Here is a 22,478-nt window from a genome sequence, read left to right on the forward strand (position 1 = left end):
GGCGCCCGACGAGATTTACCTAGAACGACCCGAGCCGATCCGGGAACCACGGGCTAAGCAGCCGCCAGGCCGCCCCGCACAACCGCGGCGATCAATCTGATAGGCGAATCGCCTCTCATTTGCTACCGTCGTGACGACTGATCTGCGCGCTTTCCGGCTTCCCGCGACCTGTTGGGGGAACCTGTGCCGTGCCTTTGCTTCTGACGCATTATCAGGTTGCCGAGGGGGCATGACATGCTTCCCCCGCTCGGTGACGCGATCGATGCCCTGAACAGCGAGATTGCCGGCGTTCTCTCGGCCCCCGTCCCGCCGCTGCCCGCGCCCGAGGTCGTGGTCCATGCCGTCCGCGCCGGTCTGCCGGGCGTCGGCGGCTTCGTCGGCCTGAGCGCCGAACCGCAGGCCGAGATCCATGCCCGCGTCCTCGACGCCGAGGTGACGATCCGCGTCATGGCCGCTTCGCGCGCCGGGCTGCTGGCGGCCGAGGCGCGGGCGGCGCGCGACATCATCGCCGCCGATCCGGTCCTTATGCGCCGCCGCGGCGTCCTCAGGATCGCCCGCATCAGCGACCCCGACGCGCCGGTGCTGGAGGCCGGAGACGGCATCGCCGCCCCATTCGGCCGCGACCTGCGCTTCGCGGTCCGCTACGAGCACCGGCCGCAGCCCGTCACCGGCGAGGGCGTCATCGCGGCGGTGCCGCAGGACGTGGCGCTGGCCGGGATCGGCGAGGACACGCGGCTCCTCTACGCGACCGAGTTCCTGACCGACCCGCTCGCGGATTTCGACGCTGTTTCCGGTCCCGGCACCGGCACCGAAGGCGCCTGGGCCTGGGACGCGGCGGCGCGGGAGCTGGTCCAGACCGGCACCCGGCGCGGCGGCGCGGACGGCCCCGGTGGCGACAAGACCGGCACCTGGCTCGTCCTGCGGCCGTCCGTCGCCGGCGGGCCGCTCACCGACTTCGTCCTCCGGGCCGAGATGCGCTCGGATGGGCCCGGCGGCATCGGCTTCGTCCACGGCTTCCGCGACCCGCAGAACTTCGGCTTCGCGCTGCTGGAGGAGCCCGATGGCCACCGCCTCCTCGGCCGCCGCGAGGGCGGCGCCGGTAGCCTTCTCGCCGCCGACACCGCGGCGGGCTTCCCCACCGGCGAATGGCTGCGGCTGCGGCTGCTGGCGACGGGCGGCACCTGTGAGCTCACCCTGAACGAGCGCGTCGTCCTGACCGGGCGGGACGATGCCGATGCCCCTCCCGGCGCGGTCGGCCTCTTCTGCCGGGGGGCCGGTCAGGCGCGGTTCCGGCATTTCAGGCTTACGGGCCTATGAACTGAGGAGAAGGCTGCGATGGCAGAGAGCTTCGTCACCGGCGAGCTGATCCTTCCGGGCACCTATATCCGCGTCAGCGCCGAGGGGCTGATCGGCGTGCGCGGCATCTCGGCCGGCAACATCGGCATCGTCGGCGCCACCGACGCCGCCAATGCGGGCGTCACCCGCACACTGTCCACGGCGGCCGAGGCGCAGGCTTTCTTCGGCCCGCCGGTCGTGGATGCCGCAGACGGGCAGCTGAACCTCACGGCACAGATCGGCGAGCTCTATCTCAACGGCGCCCGCACGGTCTTCGCCCGCGGGGTGTCGGACGCGGCCGACCAGACCCTCTACACCGCCGCCTTCAACGAACTCATCAAGGAGGACGTGCAGATCCTCGTCGCGCCCGAGCTGACGACCGCGGCGGCCCTCGCCGTGCTGCCGCCGGTGGTCGAGACGGCCGAGAACAGCCAGAAGGACGTGATCGCCGTCATCGGCGCGGACGGTGCCGACCCCGACGCAATCGAGGCGCAGGCGCAGACGAACGACCGCCTGATCCTCGCAGCACCTGGCTATTTCACCTTCAACCCCGCCGCGCCGGACACGCCGCTGGCGCTGCCTGGCAGCTACATCGCCGGGCCGGTGGCGGCGCTGGTCTCGTCGCTCGCGCCGCAGACCAGCCCGACGAACAAGGTGCTGCTGGGCGTCGGCGCGCTGACGCAGCGCTTCAGCTATGCCGAGCGGATCGGGCTGGTGCAGAACCGCATCCTCGCGCTCGAGGCGCGGAACGGCATCCGCGTGGTGCGCGGGCTGACGACCGACGACGGCGGCTTCACGCAAGTGACCACCCGGCGGATCGTGGACTTCGCCAAGGCGGGCATCCGCCAGGTCTCGAACGCCTTCATCGGCCGGCTGAACAACGAGCGCGTCCGCGCCGCGCTGCAAAGCGCCATCGACGGCTTCCTGACCACGATGCGGGTGGACGAGCAGCTGACCGACTACCGCCTCGAGGTCACGGCCACCCGCCGCGACGAGATCGAGGGCCGGGCGATCGTCAACGTGCTGCTGCAGCCGACGTTCAGCATCGACTTCGTCGCCGTCACCATCGTCCTGCAGTGAGAGGGGGTGAGCCATGAGTTCCGACATCTACACCGGTGCCGACGGCGCCATCGTCCTCTCGGCCCCGCAGAGCACCGAGGGCACGGCCGCGCAGGGCGTGCTGGAGCAATACGAGCTGGCGACCGTGGGCCGGGTGCAGGACGTGCGGGTCGAGGTCACAACCGCCGTGCGCGCCTATCACGAGATCGGCCAGCGTTACGCGACCCAGCTGCGCCCCGGCAACGTGACGATCCGCGGCACCCTCGGCCGCGCCTATGTCAACGGCGCGATGATCGGGCTGATGCTGGGCGAGGCGCGCGGCGGCCGCCCGGCGCAGAGCTGGGTGCATCCGGCCTTCAACATCACGGTGCGGCTGGCGAATCCCGCGAGCGGGCTGGCCAACACCATGACGCTGCATGACGTGAAGCTCGACTCCTGGGTCTACACGCTGCCCGAGGACGAGTTCGTGATGGAGCAGGTGGGCTTTCAGGCCCTCTACATGACCGTCGCGGAGGAATGAGATGCTGACGGCCGAGGACCTGCTGGCGGGCGCCGGGACCGAGCATCTGGTCGAGATCCCCGAACGCCTCCTGCCCGAGGCGGACGACCGCCGGGTGCGCCTGCGGCCCCTCACGGTGCGCGACCTGCGCCTGATCGCCCGCGCCGCCCGCGACAACGAGGACCTCAGCGGCGCGCTCATGGTCCGCCAGTCGCTGGTCGAGCCGCCGCTTTCAGCCGAGCAGATCGGCGCGCTGCCTGCCGGCCTGCTGCAGTTCCTGCTGCGCGAGGTGAACCGGATTTCCGGCATCACCGCCACCGAGGACGAGGTGCTGGCCGCGCTCGAGGACCCGCTGGTCCGCGCGTCGCTGATGCTCTCGCGCGAGTTCGGCTGGACGTCGGAGGAGGTCGGGCGGCTGACGCTCGGCGAGACGATGCTGCATGTGGCGGCCCTCAGGGGCCGGGGCTGACGGTGGCGGATGGAACAGGCGAACCCGGAGGTGAAGCTGGCCCTCGCCGTCGAGCGGGCGATGCGGCGCGCGGCGGGGCCGCTGCGGACGGCGCTGGCCGCGGCGACGCGGGTCGTCGCGGAGGAACCCGCGACGGCGGCGTTGCTGGCCGGACCTGACCCGCTGAGCCTGCTCAACGCGCTGCTGGAGGCTCCGGCCGAGGCCGCTGCCCGCGAGCGGGCGCGGCGCTCCGGCCGTTCCCTCGCGCCAGCGGGGACGACGACGCCGGGCCGCCCGCGCCTCCGCAGCGTCGGCGGCGGCGACGGGACCGCGGCCAGCCCCCGGCCCCCGGAGGCAAGGGCGGAGCCGCGCAGCCCTTCGCTCGCCGGGACACGTCCGCTCGACCCCTTGCTGCGCCCCGCCATCGCCGAGCGCCGGGCCGAGCTTCGCCGCTCCGTCACGGCGCCCATGGTCCCTGCCGCATCGGAACCGCCGCCGTCGCGGCAACAGGCGCCGACGCTGCCGACCGGCGCGGCACCGCCGCAGCGGCACGGGACCGCCGCGGCATCCGAGGCGCTGGCCGCAGCGCCCCACGCCCTCGCGACCCTCGCCGCGCGCGCCGCCACCGCCGCCGCCGCAGCCCTCGCGCGGGCCGCGGAGGCCGCCGCAGCCACCGCGCAAGACGCGTCGAGCCCCCTCGCGCGCGCCGGAGCGGAAGGGACGGCCTTGACTGGGGGAGGAAGTCTCGGCCCGGTGACGCAGCTGCCTGCCTCCCCGTCAGCGGCCTCGCCGCTCGCGCCGATCCTGACGCCTCCCGCCGGGATGCCCCGCCCCGTGACCGCGCTCGCGAGCGCCCCGGTCGCCGCGGCCCCCATCGCGCCCGCCCGCGCCCGCCCGGCCACGCTCACCCTCACGGACGACCCCCTGACCGAAGCCGCCTGGCGCAACGGGGTGGACCTGTCATGGCCGTGATCCCCATGCTCGGCGACTGGGAGATCCCGCGCGTGGCGATGCTGCGGACCGAGGAGGCGCGGAAGCTGGCCGAATATCGCACCGCGGGCGGCAGCGGCAGCATCTGGATGGACCTCGGCGCCGAGGCGGTCACGATCGAGCTCGCCGGCGCGGTCTTCTCGGAACCCGAGCGCCACGGCTTCCTCGACGAGGCCCGCGCCCGCCTCGCCGCGGCCGAGCCGCTGAGCTTCGTGGCCGACATCATCCGCGCCACCGACGTGCAATACGTCCTGATCGAGAGCCTCGTGGTCGAGGAATCTGCCACCCACCCCGACGAGATCGCCTGGCGCATGGTCCTGCGCGAGAGCCCGCCTCCGCCACCGCCGCCCGACCCGTTCGGCGGCATCGACACCGGGTTGCTCGAGGATGCCGCCGGCTTCGTGGACGGCGTGACCGCGGCGCTCGACGCCGTGGCGGCGCTCGGGAACGTGCCAGACTTCTCCGACCCCTCGGCGCTGGTGGGCGGGGTCACGGACGAGGTGGTGGAACTGTTGGACGGCCTCGGCGGTGTCGCGCCTGCCATCAATGCGCTGTTCGGGGGACCGTAGATGGCGACGCTGCTGCTGCGCCTCGACGCGAGCCTCGACGGCGCCAGCTTCGACGCGGCGCTCTCGGGTGAGGTGGGGCGGCTGGCGGACATCGCCCGAATGGCCGCCCAGTTGCGCGACAACCCCGCCGGAGTGGCCGATTTCGCCGCCGCCCTGGCGGGGCTGGTGGTCCCGGCGCTGGGCGACGGGGCCGGGGTCACGGCAGCGCTGGGGCAGGCGCGGGCGGCGATTCCGGCGGTCACGGCCGGCGCGGCGCCCGCGGCGCTGGAGGAACTTGCGCGCTTCGGCATGCTGGTCGCCGACCGCCTCGGGCCGATCCTCGGCCGCACCGTCGAGGCCGCGCGGGCGATCGAGGCCGTGAGCCGCGCCAGTTTCCGCTGCCCGCCCGAGCCACCGCCGCCCGGCCTGCCGACCCCGCCGCCCGCGCCCGCGCCGGCCAGCGGCGCCGGCCGCGCGGCCGAAGCCGAGGCACGGGCGGCGGAGATCTCGACCCGCCTCGACCAGCTCCCCGATCCGCTCACCCCGGCGGCGCTGATCGACTTTCTCGCCGGCCTCGCGGCGGGTGGCGGCCGGGCCGAGTTCTTCCCGATGCCGCTGCCCGTCATCGACGACGTGCTGCAACCCTTGGGGACCCTTGCCGGCTGGTCGCTCGCGACCCCAGCCGAGGTCGGCGCGGAGGTCGAGGCGACGCTCACCCGGCTGCGCGACCGCCTCGCCGCCGCGTCGACGGCGCGCCTCGACGCGGCCACGGCGGCGGCGGCGGCGCTGCAGGCGCCGTTGCGCCGGGCCGAGCTGGAGGGGTTTGCCACGGCATGGATCACCGCGGCGCAGGCGATGGCGGCGGCGCTGGACGGGGGCGACGCGGCCGCCGCCGCCGCGCGGGCGGCCGAGATCGAGACCGCGCTCGACGGCTTCGATGCGCTCAGGCTGGCGCAGGCTGCGGATTTCACCCCCGCCGCGACCGTCGCGGCCATGCGCCTGCGGACGGTGCCCCTGGAGGTTCACGAGCACCTGCTGCACCTCGCCATCCAACTCGAGCCGGTCGATCTCGGCGCGCTGATGGCCGGCCTGCCGCGCCCGGAGCGCGCCGATGCCGCCGCCCAAGCGGCGCTGCGCGAGGCGCTGGCGCCGATCACCGACTTCTTCGAGAGCCTCGCCCAGACCCTCGACCTCTCGGTCATCGAGGGCGAGGTCGCCACCATCGCCGCCGAGGCGCAGGAGATCGCCGAGACGATCACCGGCACCCTCGCCTCGGTCGCGCAGGAGACGCGCGCGGCCTTTGCCGAGGTCGGGGCGGCGGTGGCGGCGGTGCCGCTGGATGATCTGGCGGCGGAGGTGCGGGAGGGGATCGGGGCGGCGGGCGACCAGCTCGAACGCGCGATCCGCGACGCCTTCGCCCCGGCCCGCGAGGCGCTCGCGGCGGCCATCGGCGCGATTGCCCAGGCCGTCGATGCGCTCGACCCCGAGGCCGTGGGCGCGGCACTGGCGGACGCCGTCGCGGCGGTCGCGGGCGTCCTCGAGGACCCGGAGGTGCTGGGCGCGCTGGCCGAGATCCGGGGCGCCATCGACCAGGCCGCGGACGCCGCGGGCAGCCTCAGCTTCGCGCCGCTCACCGACGAGGTGATCGCGCTGATCGAGGCAATGACCGAGGGGCTGCGGGCGCTCGGCGATACCGAGCTGAATGCCGCGATCCAGGGCGTCCTCGCCACGGCGCTGTCGGTGCTGCCGCCCGACCTGCGGCCCGTGACCTCGCCGCTGATCGCCGATCTCGGCATCCGCATCGACCAGGGGCCGGTCGTGCTGCTGGAGGCCGTGCGGGCGAAGCCGCAGGAGGCGCTCGATCGCATCCGCGCCTTCGATCCCGCGGCGCTCGCGGGCGAGACGCTGGGCCAGCCCTTCGCCGGCGCGGTCGCCGCCGTCGAGGCGCTGCGCCCGAGCCAGCTTCTGGCGCCGCTCGGGGCCGAACTCGCGCGCGAGCGCGGCCGGTTGCGCGCCACGGCCGCGCCCTCGCGCGTGCTCGCGCCGGTGGCGGAGGCCTTTGCCGGGCTGATGACGGAGTTCGAGGCGCTGTCGCCCGGCAGTGTTCTCGCCCCGATCGAGGCGGCGATCGAGGCGGCTGTCGCGGCTGTCGTGGAAGCCTCCCCGGTGGACGAGGTGCTGGCCGAGGTCGAGCGGGTCTTTGCCACCGTCGAAGGGGTTCTCGGTGCCGTGCAGCGTATCGGCGGGACGCTGGACAAGGCCGCGACGATGCTTTCCGCGCTGGACCAGCCCGACGCGGCCATCGACGCCTGGCGCGATGCGGCGCTGGCGAAGCTCGAGGCGGCGCCGAACGGGGCGGCGCTCGACGCGCGGCTGGCCGAGGTCCGGGTCGCGGCGGAGGCGGCGCGCGGGGCCGAGCTGCTGGCGCGGTTTGACGCCGGGCTCGGCGGCACGCGCGGCGATCTCGACACGCTCGACGCGGAAGGCGCGCTCGCCGTCATGGCAGCGACCTGGCAGCGTTTGCAGGGGCTGGCGCGCAGCCTGCCGGTGGGTGCAGAGCGGGTGGCGGTCGAGGCGTCGCTGGCGCGGTTCGACCCCCTCGACCCGGCTCAGGCCGGGGGCTTGCGGGCGGCCTCGCTGTTGCGCCGCGCGATCGTGGACGCGCGAGCCGATCTTGCCGCGCAGGGGGCGAGCTTCGAGGCCACGCTGCACGGGCCGGAGGGGTCGCTGACGATTCTCGGCAGCGACGCCCCGCTGCGCGGCGTGGTGGCGGCCGAGATCGAAGGCGCGCTGGCCCCGGTGCGCTTCCTCATCGCCCAGCTTGGCGGCGCCGCCCTGCCGCTCGCAGGCGTCGCCGGCGCTTTCGCCGACCTGCACACGCGTTTGACGGGCGCACTCGGCAACATCCTGACCGGCCCGGCCTCGCTGCAATCCATCGCCGAAGCGGTGCAGGCGGTCGTGGACGCGCTGCGCCATATCGACCTCGGCTTCCTGCGCGAGTCGCTCGACGCCGTCTTCGCCGAGGTCCGGGGCGAGATCGCCGCGCTCGAACCGGCGCCGCTCCTCGCCGCGCTCGACCGCGAGTTCGGCGAGGTGCTGGACGCGCTCGACCTCGACCTGCTGCTGCCGCAGGACCAGATTGCGGGTCTCGAGGCCGATGCGGCCGCGCTGGCTGACAGCCTGCGCGCGTTCGACCCGGCGGCGCTGATCGGCGCGACGGTCGGGCCGGCCTTCGAGGCCCGCATCCTGCCGCTGATCGAGACGCTGGACATCACCCCGGTCTTCGACGTGCTGATCGAGGCCCTGCGCGGGCTGGAGGTGCAGCTCGAGGCCGAGATGGGCCGGATCAACACCGCCTACCAGCAGCTTCTGGCCGCCCGCCCGCCGGGGATCAGCGTCAGCGTCGGCGTGAGCGTGGGGTGAGGTCATGTCGCTCGGCGCCGCCATCCTCCAGCCGCAGCTCCTGATCCGCGAGCCGCCCGATCCGGTCCTGGCGCTGGCCGAGGACCTTGCCCGGCTGGTCGCGCTGATCGCCGAGGACGCGGCGGCAGGGGGGCCGGTCACGCGCACGGCCGAGGCGGCGGTGACGGCCACGGGCACCACGCTCGCCGTCTCGATCCAGCCCCGCAGGGCGGCGGCGGAGGCGCGGCTCCGGGCGCGGTTCCCGGTGGTGCTCGGGTTCTTCGACGGGCTGAAGGCCGACGCCGAGGCGGCGATCGACGATCCGGAGCGCATCCTGGCCCTGGTCCGGAAGATCCTCGGCCTTGCGCGCGGCGCGGCGCGGGCCACGACCTTGCCGGTGCTGCGCCGCGAGCTGGAGTTCCTGCGGGCGCTGGTCGAGGACGATCTCGGCCTCACGCCCGCGATGCTGGGCGACACCATCGCGGCCTTTCTGGCGGAGTGGCGCGCGCGCCTCGACGCCGCGGTCGAGCCCGCCGACGCTGCCGGGCGCCGCCGCCTGCGGCTCGCCCGCGCCCTCCTCGGCCGGTTGCAGCTGCGCGCGGCGCTGCTGCGCCCGCCGGCCATCGACATGGAGCCGCTGGCGCGGCTGCTGTTCGACCTGCTCACCCGCGGCGGCATCGCCGCTGCGCTGCGCGAGGTCGATTGCGCCCTCAAGGGGATCGAGGCCTCGCTCGACGCCGCCCTTGCCGCCGGGCGCGCGGTCGCTGTCACCACCGAGGAGCGGGGCGCGGTCAAGCTTAAGAACGCGGCCGAATACTCCTATTATGCAAGCTGGCTGCTGTCGGACGAGAACCTGCCGCTGATCGGCCTCTCGGACCTCAAGGACGCGCCCGGCTTCGTGACGCAGCTCCGCAACGGCGCGAAATCCGTCGAGCGCTATTTCCGCGAGGAGGTGTTCACCGAGGCCGAGCGCGAGGCCCTCTATGACGCCGCCGGGCCCGAGCCCGAGCGCGCGGCGCTGCTGCCGATCCTCGCCGCCGTGAACCGCGGCATGCAGGCGCGCGAGATTCTCGCCTTCAGCATCGAGGACACGTTCCGCAGCGAATACGGCATGCCCGACGAGCTGCTGAAGCTGCGCGACAGCTTCGCCAAGGACCAGGAGCTGTTCCTGTTCAACCGCCGCCTGCTGGAGCATGTCTTCGCCGGCAAGCTCGAGACGTTCTCGGACGGCTTCGGCAACTGGCTCTGGTGGGACGTCATCAACCCCGGCCTCGTCGCCTATCCGCGCAATCAGGTCTTCGTCACCGGCGACCGGCGCCTCGTGATGTGCGACGACATCCCGCTGTTCTCGGGCACCGACCTGCGCTGGTTCGATGCGCCGATGTTCACCGGCACGCCGATCGAGAACGGCTGGTGGTTCAACTACGAGCGCGCCTCGCCCGAGTTCTGCGAGGTCTGGGCGCAGGTCTGGACCATCTGCGGCGAATGCGCCAAGGCCATCTGGCATCTCGTCAAGGTGCAGCCCGGCCACGAGGCGCAGGCGGCGACGGTCGGCACCATCGAGCTGATCGAGACGATCCAGCAGATCCTCTTCGGCAAGCCCCTCAGCGCCTATTTCCTCGAACGCGGCCCGGGTCTGCGCCGCTGGGGCAAGACGCTCGACAGCTCGGTCGGGCCGCGCGGCATCGCCGCCTTCTTCTCCTCTTTCCAAGGCATCCAGACCGAGGCCCTCAACGAGAAGTTCAAGTTCTGGCTGACGGTGTTTCTCGGCGATCTCATCCGCACCAGCGGGCCGATCAAGGTCGTGAACAATGTCCGCGACATCTTCATCGGCTTCGTGGCGCTGCTGACCTTCCGCGGCCCTGAGGACGGCCCCAGTACGCTGCCGCGCAATCCGGCGCGCAACCGCCTCAAGCAGGGCGCCTGGGTGAGCCTGTCGGACTCGCTCTACGCGATGCTGCTGACCTCGCTCTACCCGCGCGACAGCTATTCGATCTTCATCTGGACCGGCGACGCGAGCGGCCGCCACGCCGAGGCGATGGCGGGGCACTGGCTCGGCGGCAGCGCCGGCCTCGGGCTGGCGGCGGGGCTGTCGGGGGCGCTGGTCGCGCAGATCAACGCCTGGGCTGAGGACGTGCCGCGCTTCTTCAAGACCGGCGGCATCTCGGCTGCGAAGATGTTCCTGCTCTACTGGTTCTACAACTACGGCTTCAAGGAAAACGCGACCGACGAGGGGCGCTACCGCCCCGGCGGCGGCGGCAGCTTCCGCGGCTATCCCGACAAGGGGCGCGCGGCCTCGCCCTATCTGCTGCCGTTCCGCGGCGGGACGGCGGAATACATGGGGCAGGGCAACCTCGGCCTCTTCAGCCACAACTTCATTCGCAACAACGCCGATGGCGCGGTGCTGCAGGCCTATGCCTACGACTTCGGCCATGACTTCCGCACGCCCATCGCCTGCTCCCGGGCCGGGGTGGTCTGGTCCTTCACGGAGAACCTGGCCGACAGCTCGACCGGCAACTGGAACGTCCTCACCATCCGCCACGCGACCATCGACCCGGTGCATGACGATTTCGGCACCGGCCCGGTGCAGACCTACAGCGTCTATGGCCACCTGGCGCAGAACGGCGTGCGGAACGCGCCGCTGTTCGGGGGCACGCCTCCGGGGCAGGAGCTGCTGGGGGCCGGGACCGGGACCGCGGTGGCGCAGGGCGACCTGATCGCGCTGGCGGGGGACACGGGGATGAGCTTCCACAACCACCTGCACATGCATGTGGTGCCGGACGTGGGCGGACAGCCGGGCACGGCCTTCGCGATCCCCTTCGTCTTCCAGGACGCCCCGGGCGACGGGGTGCTGAAGAGCACCACCTGGTACAGATCGGGGAACCGGTGATGGTGCTCGGGCTCCTTGATGACCTCGTCGCGGGCCAACCCGCCCTCACCGTGCCGAAGGTGACGATCACCTTCGGCGCGGCGGGAGGCGGTGCGGGCGGGCTGCTGGGCGGTCTGGCGGCGGTGGTGGGCCTCGCCGGGGTGGGGCCGGGGCTGGCCGACGGGCTGGCGGCGATGCGCCTGCATCGCGGCGTGGCGCCGGACGTGGACTGGGCCGAGATGCTGCTGGCGCCGGTGCCGGGCGGCCCCGACCTGCCCGCGCCCGGCGACACGGGAAGCGTCGAGATCGGGGCGGGTCCCTCGAAGGCGGGCTTCGCCTGCACCGTGGACCTTGCCGAGCCGCGCCCCGACGGCAGCCTGCGCCTGACCGCGACCAACGGCGGCCGCCTGCTGGCCCGCGCGCGCCGCGAGATTGCCTTTGCCGAGCGCAAGCCGGGCGAGATCGTGGACGCGCTCTGCGCCGAGGCCGGCGTGGAGAGCGACGGCGGCTCGGCCGGCGAGGCCCTGCCGCGGTTCGTCGTGGACGAGGGTCGCTCGCTCCTCGACCACATCGCCCGGCTGGCCGAGACCGCCGGGCGGCTGGCGCTGTTCGACGATGCGGGAAAACTGGTGCTGGTGGACGACACCGCGAAGGCCGAGCCCGTGGCGACACTCGCCCTCGGGGCGGCGCTGCTCGACGCCCGACTAGCGCGGCGGGAGGCGGTGGGCCGCGTGGTGATCGACGGCGCCGGCGCGGGCGAGCGCGGCGGCAACGCCTGGGCCTGGCTGCGCAAGGAGGCCGGCCCCCACCGGGCCGAGGCGGGCAGCGGCGAGCCGGGGCGCCGCCACGCGGCGCCCTGGGTGCGCTCGCCCGACGCCTCCGCGGCTCTGGCCGAAGCGCAGGGCCGGTCGGTCGCACGCGCCGCCGCACAGGGCCGGTTCCTCGCCGCCGGCGTTCCTGCCATCACCCCCGGCGCGCTTTTCGATGTCACGGGCACGGCGCAGGACGGGCTTTGGCGCGCGCTGACCGTCGACCTGCGCTTCGACCTCGCCGCCGGCCTCGTCAGCGAGATCCGCGCCGCGCCCTTCGTCGGAGGCGGCGGCGGGCTGCTCGGGGGGCTGCTGTGAACGCCGACGCCTACCAGACGCTCCGCCAGATCATCCGCGAGGAACTCCGCGCGCTGCGCCTGCCCGAGCTTGCCGTGGTGCAGGAGATCCATCCCCATGCCGATGAGGGCGACGACGACAACCACGCCTGCACGGTGCGGCTGCGCGACACCGGCCTCGTGATGGCGCGGGTGCCGGTCATGGTCCACCGCAAGGGCGCGGCGGCGATCCCGGACGTGGGCGACCTCGTGCTGGTGCAGTTCCTCGGCGGCGAGGCGAACGCGCCGGTGATCGTGGGCAGCCTCTACAACGACGAGGACCGCCCGCCCGTGAACGCGGCGGGCGATGCGGTGCTGCGGCTGCCGGTGAACGCGGGCGAGTGCGAGGGGGTCGAGCTGCGCGTCAGCTCGGCCGACGCGGCCACGGCGCTGCTGGCGCTCGGCCCCTCGCTGAAGATCGCGCTGAAGGACGACGATCCGGTGGTGGTGATTGAGGTCGGCGGCGGCAAGGCGACGCTGAAGATCGAGAGCGACGGGACCGTGACGCTGACCTCCGACAAGGCCGTGGCGATCGAGGGCGGCGAAGTCTCGGTCAAGGGCAGCGCCGTCACGATCGAGGCGCAGGGCGGGCTGAAGCTGAAGGGCGCGACGATCGACCTGAACTGAGGAGGCGGGAATGGGACAGCCGGCGGCGAAACAGGGAGACCAGGTGGTGGGCACCGACATCCACATCGTGATGATCCCCAGCCCCGGCGGGCCGATCCCGACGCCGCTGCCGCACCCCTTCGCCGGGCAGCTCGACGGCCAGCTGTCGGCGGATGTGAAGATCGAGGGCAAACCGGCGGCGGTGCAGGACAGCACGGCCACGAACGCACCCGCGCATGTCCCGCAGGGCGGCCCCTTCCAGTCGCCGCCCAAGAACCGGGGCGAGGTGCTCATCGGCAGCGCCACGGTCAGGATCAACGGCAAGCCCGCGGCGCGGAACGGCGACCTGGCGATGACCTGCAACGACCCCGCCGACCTTCCCGCGGGCACGGTGGTGGCGGTGGCCACGGTGATGGTGGGGTGAGATGGCGGCGCAGGCGAACCTCGGGACCGACATCGCGATCACGCTGATCGACAGCCGCGCGCTCTCGATCTACCGCGTGACCGAAGCCGAGCGCCGCACCCGCGAGGGCGGCCGCCTGCGCCGCATCGGCGATTTCGGCCTGGTCGAAGGGCGCGACAATCTCGGCCAGGCGCTGATCCGGCGGCTGCTGACGCCGAAGGGCGAACTCGCGCCGCTGGGCCACCCGTCCTACGGCGCCCGGCTGCATGAGATCATCGGCGCGCCGAACACCGAGACGACGCGCAATCTCGCCAAGCTCTTCGTGCTGGAGGCGCTGAAGGCCGAGCGGCGGGTGGCCAAGATCATCGCCGTTGCGGTCACTCCGCATCCCAAGGAGCGCTTCCTGATTCTGATCGCCATCGAGGTGCAGCCGGTCGGCGCGGACGCGGTGCTCGCGCTGTCGTTCGGGCTGGAACTCTAGGGGAGGGTGCCATGAGCTTTCGCAGGCGCGACTACCCGGAGGTGCTGGAGACGATGCTGACCTCGCTCGTCGGCGGGGTGGCTGCCGAGGCGCATCCCTGGCCGCCCGCGGGCGAGGCCGAGCGCACCGTGCTCGAGGCCCCGCCGGCGCGGCTGCTGGTCTCGGTCCACGGGGCGAGGAACGGCCTCTCGCACCGCTTCCAGCTGGGCGCGGATGTGGAGCTGGCGGGTTCGGGAACGGAGCTCGTCTGGCGGCCCGGCGGCGCGCGGCCTGACGACGGCAGCCTCATCGAGGTGAACTACCTGCGCCGCGAATCCCCGGCGCTGCTGACCGATTTCGAGGTCGGCGGCGTCGCCCGGACGCTGGTCGAGGCCATGGCGCACGAGGCGGCGCGGGTCCATGCCGCGTTGGAGGGGGTCTACAACGCCGCCTTCATCGAGACCGCGAGCGGCCGGGCGCTCGATCATGTCGTGGCGCTCGTGGGCGTCGAGCGGGTTCCGGCGGGGCGGGCGCGGGCGAGCCTGCGCTTCACCCGGGACGCGGCGAGCACCGGGGCGATCACCATTCCGGCCGGCACGCGGGTCATCGACCCGGAGGTGGAGGTGGAATACGAGACCGTCGAGACGGTGACGATGTCCCCCGCCCAGACCCGCGTCAGCGTGGAGGCGCAGGACGTGGAGCCGGGCAATCCGCCGGTCGCGGACGACCTGCTGACCATCCTGCCGGTCCCCATCGCCGGCATCGCCGCGGTGACGAACCCGGCCCCAGGCCGGCGCGCCGACACCGCGGAGAGCGATGCCGAGCTGCGGACCCGCGCCCGCAGCTTCCTGCAGGGCTCCGAGCGCGGGACGGTCGGGGCGCTGCAGGCCGCGCTCGCGCGGCAGGGGGTGCGCGGCGAGATCAGCGAGCCGGCCGACCGCCCCGGCGTGGTCGTCATCACCCCCGTGACCGAGGCGCTGACGCCCGAGCGGCGCGAGCAGCTGCTGAAGGCGATCGAGGACGCCCGGCCCGCCGGGGTGCGGGTCGAACTCGCCGGTGCCGCGGCCCCCGTGGGGCTGACGCTGTCGCTGACCGTCGCCACCGCGCCCGGACTCGACGACAAGGCCCGCCGCGCCGCGCATGAGGCGGTCCGCGCGGCGGTTGCCGAGATTTTCGCCGCCTTGCCGACCCGCGAGGACGCCCGCATCAACCAGATCGTCGGCGCGGTGCTCGCCGTGCAGGGGGTCGAGGACGTGACGCTGCTCTCGGCCAGGCTGCTGCTGGAGGCTGGGCCCGAGGAGCGGCTCGACGCCGCCGCGGGCGTGATCGCGCTGCAGGGCGTGGCGGTGACGCTGGCCGAGCTGTCGCTGGCCGACCCCGGCCTGCCGACGCGTGCCGACCTGAGGGTGCGCTTCCCGGCCGCCGAGGCGGCGCCGGACCAGAACGGGGTGACGGCGGCGCTCGAGGCGGCCTTCGCGCATCTCTCGGCGGCGGGCGACGCGGAGGGCCGGACCCTCTCCTATGGCAAGCTGCTGCTGGTTCTTCCGCCGCCGGTCGGTGCCGGCGGAACGCTCGCCCTCTTCATCGCGCAGGCGAACGGCCTGACGCGGGTGCTAGCCAATCCCGGCGACAGCTACGCGCTCAGCCCCGGCGAGCGGCTGGCGCTGCAATCCGTCACCATCGAGGCGGAGGGGTGAATGGTCAGCGCCGCGCGCATCCGCGACCTCCTCCCCTCGCTCTGGCGGCCCGAGGACGAGGCCAGCCTGATGGCCCGGCTGATCGCGGCGGGCGGGCAACAGCTCGACCGCGCCCGGATCGAGGCGGGCGACACGATGCAGGCGCATTGGCTTGCCTTTGCCGACGGCGCGCTGACCTCGCCCTTCGTCGCCGCCCGGCGCCGGGCTGGGGGCCTGGCGCCGCTCCTCCCCGGCGATCCCGCGGTCGCCGCGCATCCGTTCCTCGACGACCTGCCCCGCCTCGCGGGGCTGCTGGGCCTGCGCCCCCATGACGAGCCCGCGGGCGGGCGCGAGACGGTCGAGGCGTTCCGCGCCCGCGTCGTGGCAACTGTCGTGCTGTGGAAGGAAGGGCTGGCCACCCGCGAGGCGCTGCTTCAGGCGGCGCGACTGGCGCTCTCGGGCATGGCCGAGCGGGCGGTGTCGGTGGAGGAGTTCGCGCCCGGTGCCGCCACCCTGCGCTCGGTCTCGGCCGGGCCGCCCGAGGGGCTGGTCGGGCCACTGATACGCTGGACGCTGACCGACCCTGGCGTGAGCGGCAGCCCGGTCGAGGCCTATATCGAGGGCGTGACCCCGGTCCCCGGCGAGGTGGACGCCACCGAAACCCCGCTGATCGAGCGCTTCGATCCGGCGACCGGGACCGGCATCGGGCTGGTCTATGACGGCACGCTCGCGCCGGGGCAGGTGCTGGCGCTGCTGCCGGGGTTCGCGTCGTGGCTCGGCGGGCCGGAGGGGCTGCGCTCGGCGGTGTCGGTGCCGGGCGCCGACCCGGCCGATCCGACCGCCGCCGGGCCTTGGGTGGAAGCCGAGGGCGCCCCCGCGCTGCCGGTCCGCGCGCTCGCCATCGGCGCGGACGGGGGATTGTGGGCGGCGGTGGAGGATGGCGGGACGGGGGCGCTGTGGCGGCTCGGGGCCGGGGGGTGGGCGCAGGTGCTGGCCGGGTTGCCGGAGGTGCATTGCCTGCTGGCGCCGGGCCGCGAGCTGCTGGTCGGGCATGCGAGCGGCGTCTCGCGGCTCGACCCGTTCGCCGCGCCCGCCCTCGTTCCCGATCCGGCGACCGGCACCGGACCCGCCGTCCGGGCGCTCGTCCGCGCGCCCGACGGCACGGTCTGGGCCGCGACCGACACCGGCGCGGCGCGGCTCGGACCGGGAGACGCGGCTGCGCCCGCGGGACCGGCAACACCCCTCACCGCGGTTCAGGCCGACCCGGACGGCATCCTCCATTTCGGCGGTGCCGCGGGCCTCTTCCGCCACGATCCCGCCACCGACGCTTGGCACGCCTATCTCGGCGCCGCGCTCGAGGACACGGTGCCCGACTGGGCGCCGTTCGACCCTGCTGGCCCGCTCCCCGACGAAGCCACCGTCTTCCTCCCCGCCGTCACCGCCATCCTCCGCGGTCCCGACGCCTCCCTTTGGCTCGGCACCGACGCTGGGCTGGCCCGCTACGGCGCGCGCCGGTTCCGCGGCACCTATGCCACCCGCCTCACGGCCTATCCCGCCCTCGGCACCGCCCCGGTCCGCGCCCTCGCGATGGACGAGCGGCAGCGTCTCTGGGCCGGGACGGACCGCGGGCTGCTGGTCTTCGACGGGCGCGACTGGTTCGAGGCTGCGCCCAGCCTCACGCGCCTGCCGCGCCCCGCGGCCGACGATCCCGGCACCGGCTCGCGCTTCGACCGTGCCGCCGCCGTCTGGCAATCGGCCACCGCAGGCGCAGCCGCCGGTTTCACCGACCAGACCCCGCCCGTCATCACCGCCGAGCGCGCGGCCGTCCGCGCGATCCACTGGACCGACCACGCGATCGCCCGCCTCGGCACCTTCGAGGGCGGCGCCTTCGTCCCCGATCCTGACGCCGCACCCGCGCCCCTGCGCCTGCGCGTCAAGCCCGAGCCCACGCGCATCGTCGAGGGCGGCATCCCGGCGCTGCCGCGCACGACGCCCGGCACCTCCCACTGGCGCTACCTCGCGCTCGAGGAGGCCGCGCCGCCCGCGCCCCGGACCTTCCCGGCATGGACCCGCGAGGGCCGGCTGCTGACGCCCCCCGACGAGGCCCCCGCCCCCGAGGAGGGCCGCTTCCTTGCCGCCCGCGCCCTCGCCGAGCTGGACCGGGTCTACGCCTTCAATCCCGCCGCGCGCGTCCGCTTCCGCCTGCGGCTCCGCGCGCCCCTCTCGATCACGGTCCGGATCGAGCGGCTGGACGCGGACGAAACCCTGCCCGCCGTGGTCCTCGACCGGGTCTTCGCGGCGGTCAACATGGTGCGCCCCGCCGGCGCCCGCATCCGCCTCGCGCATGGCGAAACGGTGGTCAGAGGAGGTGACGATGGGTGAGCTTGCAGACCGCTTCGGCGGCAAGGTCAACGGCGAGCTGATCCGTGCCGCCGACTGGAACGGGCTGATCGACGGCATCGAGGCGCAGCTTGCCGCGCTTGGCGGAAGGGTGACCGAGGAAGTCGGCGGCCTCGCCACGCGCCTCGCGGCGGCCGAGGCCACAGCCGCCGACCTCGCCGCGCGCCTCGACCCGCTCGAAGCGCTGAACACCGTTCTGACCGAGCGCCAAAGGCGGCTCGACCTCAGCAGCACCCGCGCCGCCTTCGCCGTGGGCGAGCGGGCCGAGATCGTCGCCCGCGTGACCGACCTGCACGGCCAGCCCCTCGACCTGACCGACGCAGGCGCCCGCCCCTGGGTCGATTTCGTCTGCGTCTGGGGCAGCCTCAAGCCCGCGCCGGGCTTTACCAGCCGCGCGGGGACCGGCGGGCGCTCGGTCACGGTGCAGGTCAACGACGCGGGCGAGGCGCGGGTTCTGCTGCGCGAGGAGGCGGGCGAGACCTTCGCCGAGGAGCAGGAGCTCGAGATCGACGCGGTCCTGCAGACCACCGTCGCGGGCGTCAGCGTGGCGCAGAGCTTCCTCAACGCCAGCACGCCGGGCGCCAGCGAGATCGCGCCGGCCTTCTCGGCCGTGACCGCCGCCTATGAGCGCGCCGACACCGGCGTCATGCGGAACTATCTCGACGCGGTCTATCTCGAACGCCCGTCCCGCGCCTTCAGCCCGATCACCCCCGCCTTCGTGCTCAACTGGCGCGACGAGTTCGCCACCGTCATGGCCTTCGTCAAGCCCGACGACAGCCCCGGCACGGGCGATGCAGCGATGGCGGCGGGTTCGATCCGCGTCACCTTCCGCGACTGGGTCTATCCCTGGCTCGTCACCCACTACCTGCCGGTCTCGCCGCCGATCCTCGACCGCTACCGGGCCGAGTTCACGCCGCTGATCCTGCGCGGCTTCGAGCCTGCCGTGAGCGGAATCTTCGAGACCATCCAGTCGCGCACCCGCGACCGCGGCATCCTCGGCACGCAGCGCGAGATGATCGCCGCGCGCGAGGCGATGCGGACGCTGCCGCTGACGACGCGGCCGGCCTATCTCGACAGCGTCGTGGGCGCGGTGAACGGCGGGCTGACGGTGCAGCAGGGCTTGCTGTTCAGCCAGGCGATGGCGCCGCTGATGGAGGAGAACACCGCGCCCGCCCGCGCCATCGGCATCGGCGCGGCGCGCGGCGAGGCGGCGGCGGGGGCGGTGGCCGAGGCGATCCGGGGCGAGACCGAGGCCACGGTGAACGCGGCCGAGGGGCGTCTGCTGGACACCGTGAAGGCCGAGAACCTGCGGCTGAGCAGCGAGCTGCTGAGCGATGACGGCCCGGTGCGGCGGGCCGAGAACATCGCGCTGAAGGCGGCGGGCGAGGTCGATACGATCAACGCGCAGCTGGGGCAGAAGGCCGGGCTGGACCTCGTCGGGCAGCTTCTGAACGTGCGCGGCGGGAACGGCTGAGATGCCGGGGCCGGTCCTCACCCCCGAGGAGGTCGGCCCGCTGGATGCGGCGCGGGTGCTGACCTTCCTCAACCGCGTCGGCAGCGCCGAGGAGCTGGCCGACACGATCGGCCTCTCGGAAGGCGCGGGCGTCGGCCGGCGCGTGGCGGCGGCCATACTGGCCCGGCGCGCGGAGGGGCCGCTGGTCTCGCTCGACGCGGTGCTGGCGGTGACGGGGGTGACCCCGGCCCGATTCACCGAGATCGTGACCGCGCTCTCTGGCGCGCGGCCCGCGCCGGCGGGTGGCACGCTGCGGCTGACGCCCACGAGCGAGGCGCCGTGGCTGGGGCAGGGGGTCGGGATCGTCGGGCAGCTTCTGGACGCGTCGGGTCGCGGTGTGCCGAACGTGGCGATCGCCTGCATCGCGAGCGCAGGGTTTCTGTCGGCGCAGGCCGGGATCGAGCGGCAGCAGGGCGCGGCGGTGAGCCTCGTGACTGGCCCCGGCGGGCTCATCCAGTTCCGGCTCGGTCCGCCGCTCGCCCCGCCGCTCGACCCCGCTTCGGCGGCGGCCTTGCAGGCGGAGCTGGCGCGGCTGCCGCGGGAGGCCGCGACCCCCGAGGCGGCGCGCGAGGCGCTTGCGGGGCTTGCCGCGCGATACCGGGCCGAGGGGGCGGGGCTGCTGCGGGCGGCGATGGACCGTCTCGCGCGCAGCTTTCCGGCCGAGGCCGACCGGCCCGAGGCTCCCTGGCCGGTCATGCCGGTGACGCTCATCGCCGTCGCCTCCGGGGCCGGCGGCCGGGCCGAGCAGGTCACGGTGCTGACGCTGCGCGTCCGCAACTGGCTGGGCGGCTGGCTGCGTTTCCTGCGCGCGGCGGTGGAGGGCGACGCGCGCCTCGACGCCGCGCTGAAGAACCTCGACCGCGCGGCGCATTCCGGGGCGGATCTCTCGGAGGCGCTGATCCGCGCGACCCAGGCCTTCGCCGGCCTCGAGCGCGGCGAGATCGGCGCCCGCCTCCGCGATGAAGCGGCCGGCGCACCGATCGCCCGCTATGTCGAGCAGGTCGCCCCGCGCCTCCGGGACAGCGCCATCGTCAACACCGTCCGCGCCGCCGGCGCCTCCAGGGCGGCGATCAGCGCCGGAGGCTTTGCGGTGTTCGAGGCGATCCGCGCCACGCAGGACGTGCAGGACACGATCGAGCCGAAACGCCCCGGCCGCAGCACGGTCGATCCGCGCCTCGACCTGTTCGACCACCGCCTCGGCACTCTCGAGGCGAAGGCGGTGGACCGCGCCGCGCTCGACGGGCTGCGCGACGAGCTGCTCTCCGGGACCGGCGCGCGGTTCGACCGGATGCAGGGCCGCGTCGATGCGCTCGAGTCGCGGCCTCAGCCCGACCTCGATGCCTTCGAGGCGCGGCTGACCCGCAGCCTCGACGCGCGCTTTGCCGAGCGGCTGGCGGAGACCGAGACCCGCCTCGGCCGCCAGGTCGCGGACACCCGGCGCGAGCTTGGCGGCGAGATCACGCAGACCCGGAGCGATCTGGTCACGCGGATCGACGCCAAGGCCGATGCGACGGCGGTGCGCGGGCTCGAGCGGTCGGTGACGGACCTGCGCACGACCAATGCGGCGCTCTCGGACCGGCTGAACGTCACCCGGCCCGACCGATGAGCCGGGTGACGACAGCGGCGCTCGTCGGACAGCTGGCGGGCGGCCTCGACATCGCGCGGGCGGGGCGGTTCCGCCGGGTCGTGCGGCTGACGCTGCCGACCGGCGGGGCGGATGGCGCCGTGGTCGCGGCGGCGCCGGTGCTGGACGTGACGTTTCTCGCGCGCGAGGTCGAGGCCACCGCGGCGAGCGCGCCGGAGCCTGCAAGTCTGGCGCCCGGGGGGGGCGGTCTTGTCCTGACGCTGCCGGTCGCGCGCGAAATTGCGCGGGTGCGGCTGACGGCGCCGCAGCCGGGCGACCAGGTGGCGGCGTTCCGCTTCGACGGGGCGGCGGTCTCGGACGATCCGGTGGCGGTCGCCGCGCATGGCGGCAGCGGGGCGGCGCTCGAGGTGACCGACCAGGCGCTGATCCTGCGGCGCCGCAACGCAGGCGATCATGCGCTGAGTGCAGGGGCGATCGCCGGGGTGGTGCTGCGCTATCCGCCGGTCAATCCGCGCCTCGCGCTGATGCTCGTCGGCGATCCCGCGGGGGAGCAGGGGTTCCCGCCGGCGGCAGGCCCGGGCGGCGTGCCGGTCTTTCCGGGGGTGATCCAGGCCGGGGCGCAGCTGGCCGCGAGGCTGGACCCGGCACTCGCCCGTCTCGCCGAGGCCGGGCCATTGCCCGAGGCGCTCGCGCTCGACCTGATCCTCGAGGCCGACCAGCCCTGCGCGGCGCGAATCGACGCGCTCGACCTCGGGCTGAGGCTCGAGCGCGTCGGCTTCGCGGGTGAAGCTGGCAAGCGGGTGCTGCGGTTCGGCGGGCAGGGGACCCAGGCGGTCGAACTGGCGCTGCCCCCGGCCGCGGCGGCGGTCGAGGGCCGGATGGGCGTCAGCCTCTCGGCCCCGCCCTCAGCCGGCGTCCCCGCCGTCTCGACCGCCTCCGGGCCGGCGGCGGGGGCCGACGGCGTGGCCCTCGGCCCGGGCAATCTCGTAGCCGGCCGGATCGATCTCCCGGCGGCGGCGGTGATCGTTGGCGCCGAGGCCGTGCTGGCCGCCGCCGAGCCGCAGACGCTGATCGCGGCCCGGCTCATGGCCGAGCGGAACGGTCGGCCCGATGTCGTCATTGCCGTGAGCGACGAAGTGGGCCTCGGCCGCGCCCGTCCCGCGCCGGTCAGCTTCGCCTTTCCTCCGACGGTGGCGCCGGCCGGGCCGCTGTGGCTGGCCGTCGAGGCGCGACGCGGGGCGGCGGTCGCCATGCTGGGCGGCGGCGGCGCGGTGGTGAAGGGCGGCGCTCTCGTGACGGAGGCGGGGCTCGCCGTCGCGCTGCGCTTCGCCGCGCTCGCGGGCGAGCCTGAGGCCACCGGCATCGTGCTGCGCCTGAACGGGCTGGCGCTGCCCTTGGATGGCGGCACCGTCGATCTCACCCCGGCGCTCGCCGCGCTGCCCGAGCCGCACCCGGCCGCCGTCACGCTCAGCGTCCGCGCCGCCGGGCGCGCGGTGGTGACGCTCGACCCGCCGCGCATCCGCTATTCGCTGCCATGAGGG

Annotated in this window: 17 protein-coding genes; all 17 read left to right on the forward strand. The window is 74.4% G+C overall.

What is annotated here, in order from left to right:
* The first annotated feature begins 234 nt into the window (after window positions 1-234).
* From GI374_RS12080 to GI374_RS12160, 17 genes are read left to right on the forward strand one after another with little or no spacing between them, the layout of a single operon-like run.
* Window positions 235-1,317, forward strand: a complete 1,083-nt coding sequence (locus GI374_RS12080; protein WP_154337331.1) for a family 16 glycoside hydrolase — start codon at window positions 235-237, stop codon at window positions 1,315-1,317.
* 18 nt (window positions 1,318-1,335) lie between these two features.
* The gene (locus GI374_RS12085) at window positions 1,336-2,415 is read left to right on the forward strand and encodes a phage tail sheath C-terminal domain-containing protein (RefSeq protein WP_154337332.1); all 1,080 of its coding nucleotides are present in this window, start codon (window positions 1,336-1,338) and stop codon (window positions 2,413-2,415) included.
* Between the two features lie 13 nt (window positions 2,416-2,428).
* Window positions 2,429-2,914 carry a hypothetical protein gene (locus GI374_RS12090; protein WP_154337333.1) on the forward strand — a complete coding sequence of 162 codons (486 nt, stop codon included), beginning with the start codon at window positions 2,429-2,431 and terminating at the stop codon, window positions 2,912-2,914.
* Window position 2,915: 1 nt separating this feature from the next.
* Window positions 2,916-3,362, forward strand: coding sequence for a hypothetical protein (locus tag GI374_RS12095; protein WP_154337334.1), 447 nt, complete (start codon window positions 2,916-2,918; stop codon window positions 3,360-3,362).
* 9 nt (window positions 3,363-3,371) lie between these two features.
* A complete protein-coding gene (locus GI374_RS12100; RefSeq protein WP_154337335.1) occupies window positions 3,372-4,313 on the forward strand; it encodes a hypothetical protein in 942 nt (313 codons plus the stop codon).
* Entirely contained in the window at window positions 4,304-4,900 is a 597-nt protein-coding gene (locus tag GI374_RS12105) for a hypothetical protein (RefSeq protein ID WP_154337336.1), read from the forward strand. The genes GI374_RS12100 and GI374_RS12105 overlap by 10 nt, the downstream gene beginning before the upstream one ends.
* A complete protein-coding gene (locus GI374_RS12110) occupies window positions 4,901-8,302 on the forward strand; it encodes a hypothetical protein (protein ID WP_154337337.1) in 3,402 nt (1,133 codons plus the stop codon).
* 4 nt (window positions 8,303-8,306) lie between these two features.
* Window positions 8,307-11,171, forward strand: a complete 2,865-nt coding sequence (locus GI374_RS12115; protein WP_154337338.1) for a M23 family metallopeptidase — start codon at window positions 8,307-8,309, stop codon at window positions 11,169-11,171.
* On the forward strand, window positions 11,171-12,277 hold the full coding sequence (locus GI374_RS12120; RefSeq protein WP_154337339.1) for a hypothetical protein: 1,107 nt from the start codon (window positions 11,171-11,173) through the stop codon (window positions 12,275-12,277). Before GI374_RS12115 ends, GI374_RS12120 begins: the two co-directional genes overlap by 1 nt.
* The gene (locus tag GI374_RS12125) at window positions 12,274-12,921 is read left to right on the forward strand and encodes a phage baseplate assembly protein V (protein ID WP_370515318.1); all 648 of its coding nucleotides are present in this window, start codon (window positions 12,274-12,276) and stop codon (window positions 12,919-12,921) included. Before GI374_RS12120 ends, GI374_RS12125 begins: the two co-directional genes overlap by 4 nt.
* Window positions 12,922-12,931: 10 nt before the next feature.
* Window positions 12,932-13,324, forward strand: coding sequence for a PAAR domain-containing protein (locus GI374_RS12130; RefSeq protein WP_154337340.1), 393 nt, complete (start codon window positions 12,932-12,934; stop codon window positions 13,322-13,324).
* Between the two features lies 1 nt (window position 13,325).
* Window positions 13,326-13,784: a hypothetical protein gene (locus GI374_RS12135; protein ID WP_154337341.1), complete on the forward strand. Its 459-nt coding sequence runs from the start codon at window positions 13,326-13,328 to the stop codon at window positions 13,782-13,784.
* A gap of 11 nt (window positions 13,785-13,795) precedes the next feature.
* Entirely contained in the window at window positions 13,796-15,460 is a 1,665-nt protein-coding gene (locus GI374_RS12140; RefSeq protein WP_154337342.1) for a baseplate J/gp47 family protein, read from the forward strand.
* Window positions 15,461-17,821 carry a hypothetical protein gene (locus tag GI374_RS12145; RefSeq protein ID WP_154337343.1) on the forward strand — a complete coding sequence of 787 codons (2,361 nt, stop codon included), beginning with the start codon at window positions 15,461-15,463 and terminating at the stop codon, window positions 17,819-17,821.
* Window positions 17,814-19,313: a hypothetical protein gene (locus GI374_RS12150; RefSeq protein WP_154337344.1), complete on the forward strand. Its 1,500-nt coding sequence runs from the start codon at window positions 17,814-17,816 to the stop codon at window positions 19,311-19,313. Before GI374_RS12145 ends, GI374_RS12150 begins: the two co-directional genes overlap by 8 nt.
* 1 nt (window position 19,314) lies before the next feature.
* Window positions 19,315-20,958, forward strand: a complete 1,644-nt coding sequence (locus GI374_RS19725; RefSeq protein WP_154337345.1) for a hypothetical protein — start codon at window positions 19,315-19,317, stop codon at window positions 20,956-20,958.
* A complete protein-coding gene (locus GI374_RS12160; RefSeq protein ID WP_154337346.1) occupies window positions 20,955-22,475 on the forward strand; it encodes a hypothetical protein in 1,521 nt (506 codons plus the stop codon). Before GI374_RS19725 ends, GI374_RS12160 begins: the two co-directional genes overlap by 4 nt.
* Window positions 22,476-22,478: the final 3 nt, after the last annotated feature.

It is taken from the genome of Paracoccus sp. S-4012, assembly GCF_009674885.1.
In the GTDB taxonomy this organism is placed as follows: Bacteria; Pseudomonadota; Alphaproteobacteria; order Rhodobacterales; family Rhodobacteraceae; genus Paracoccus.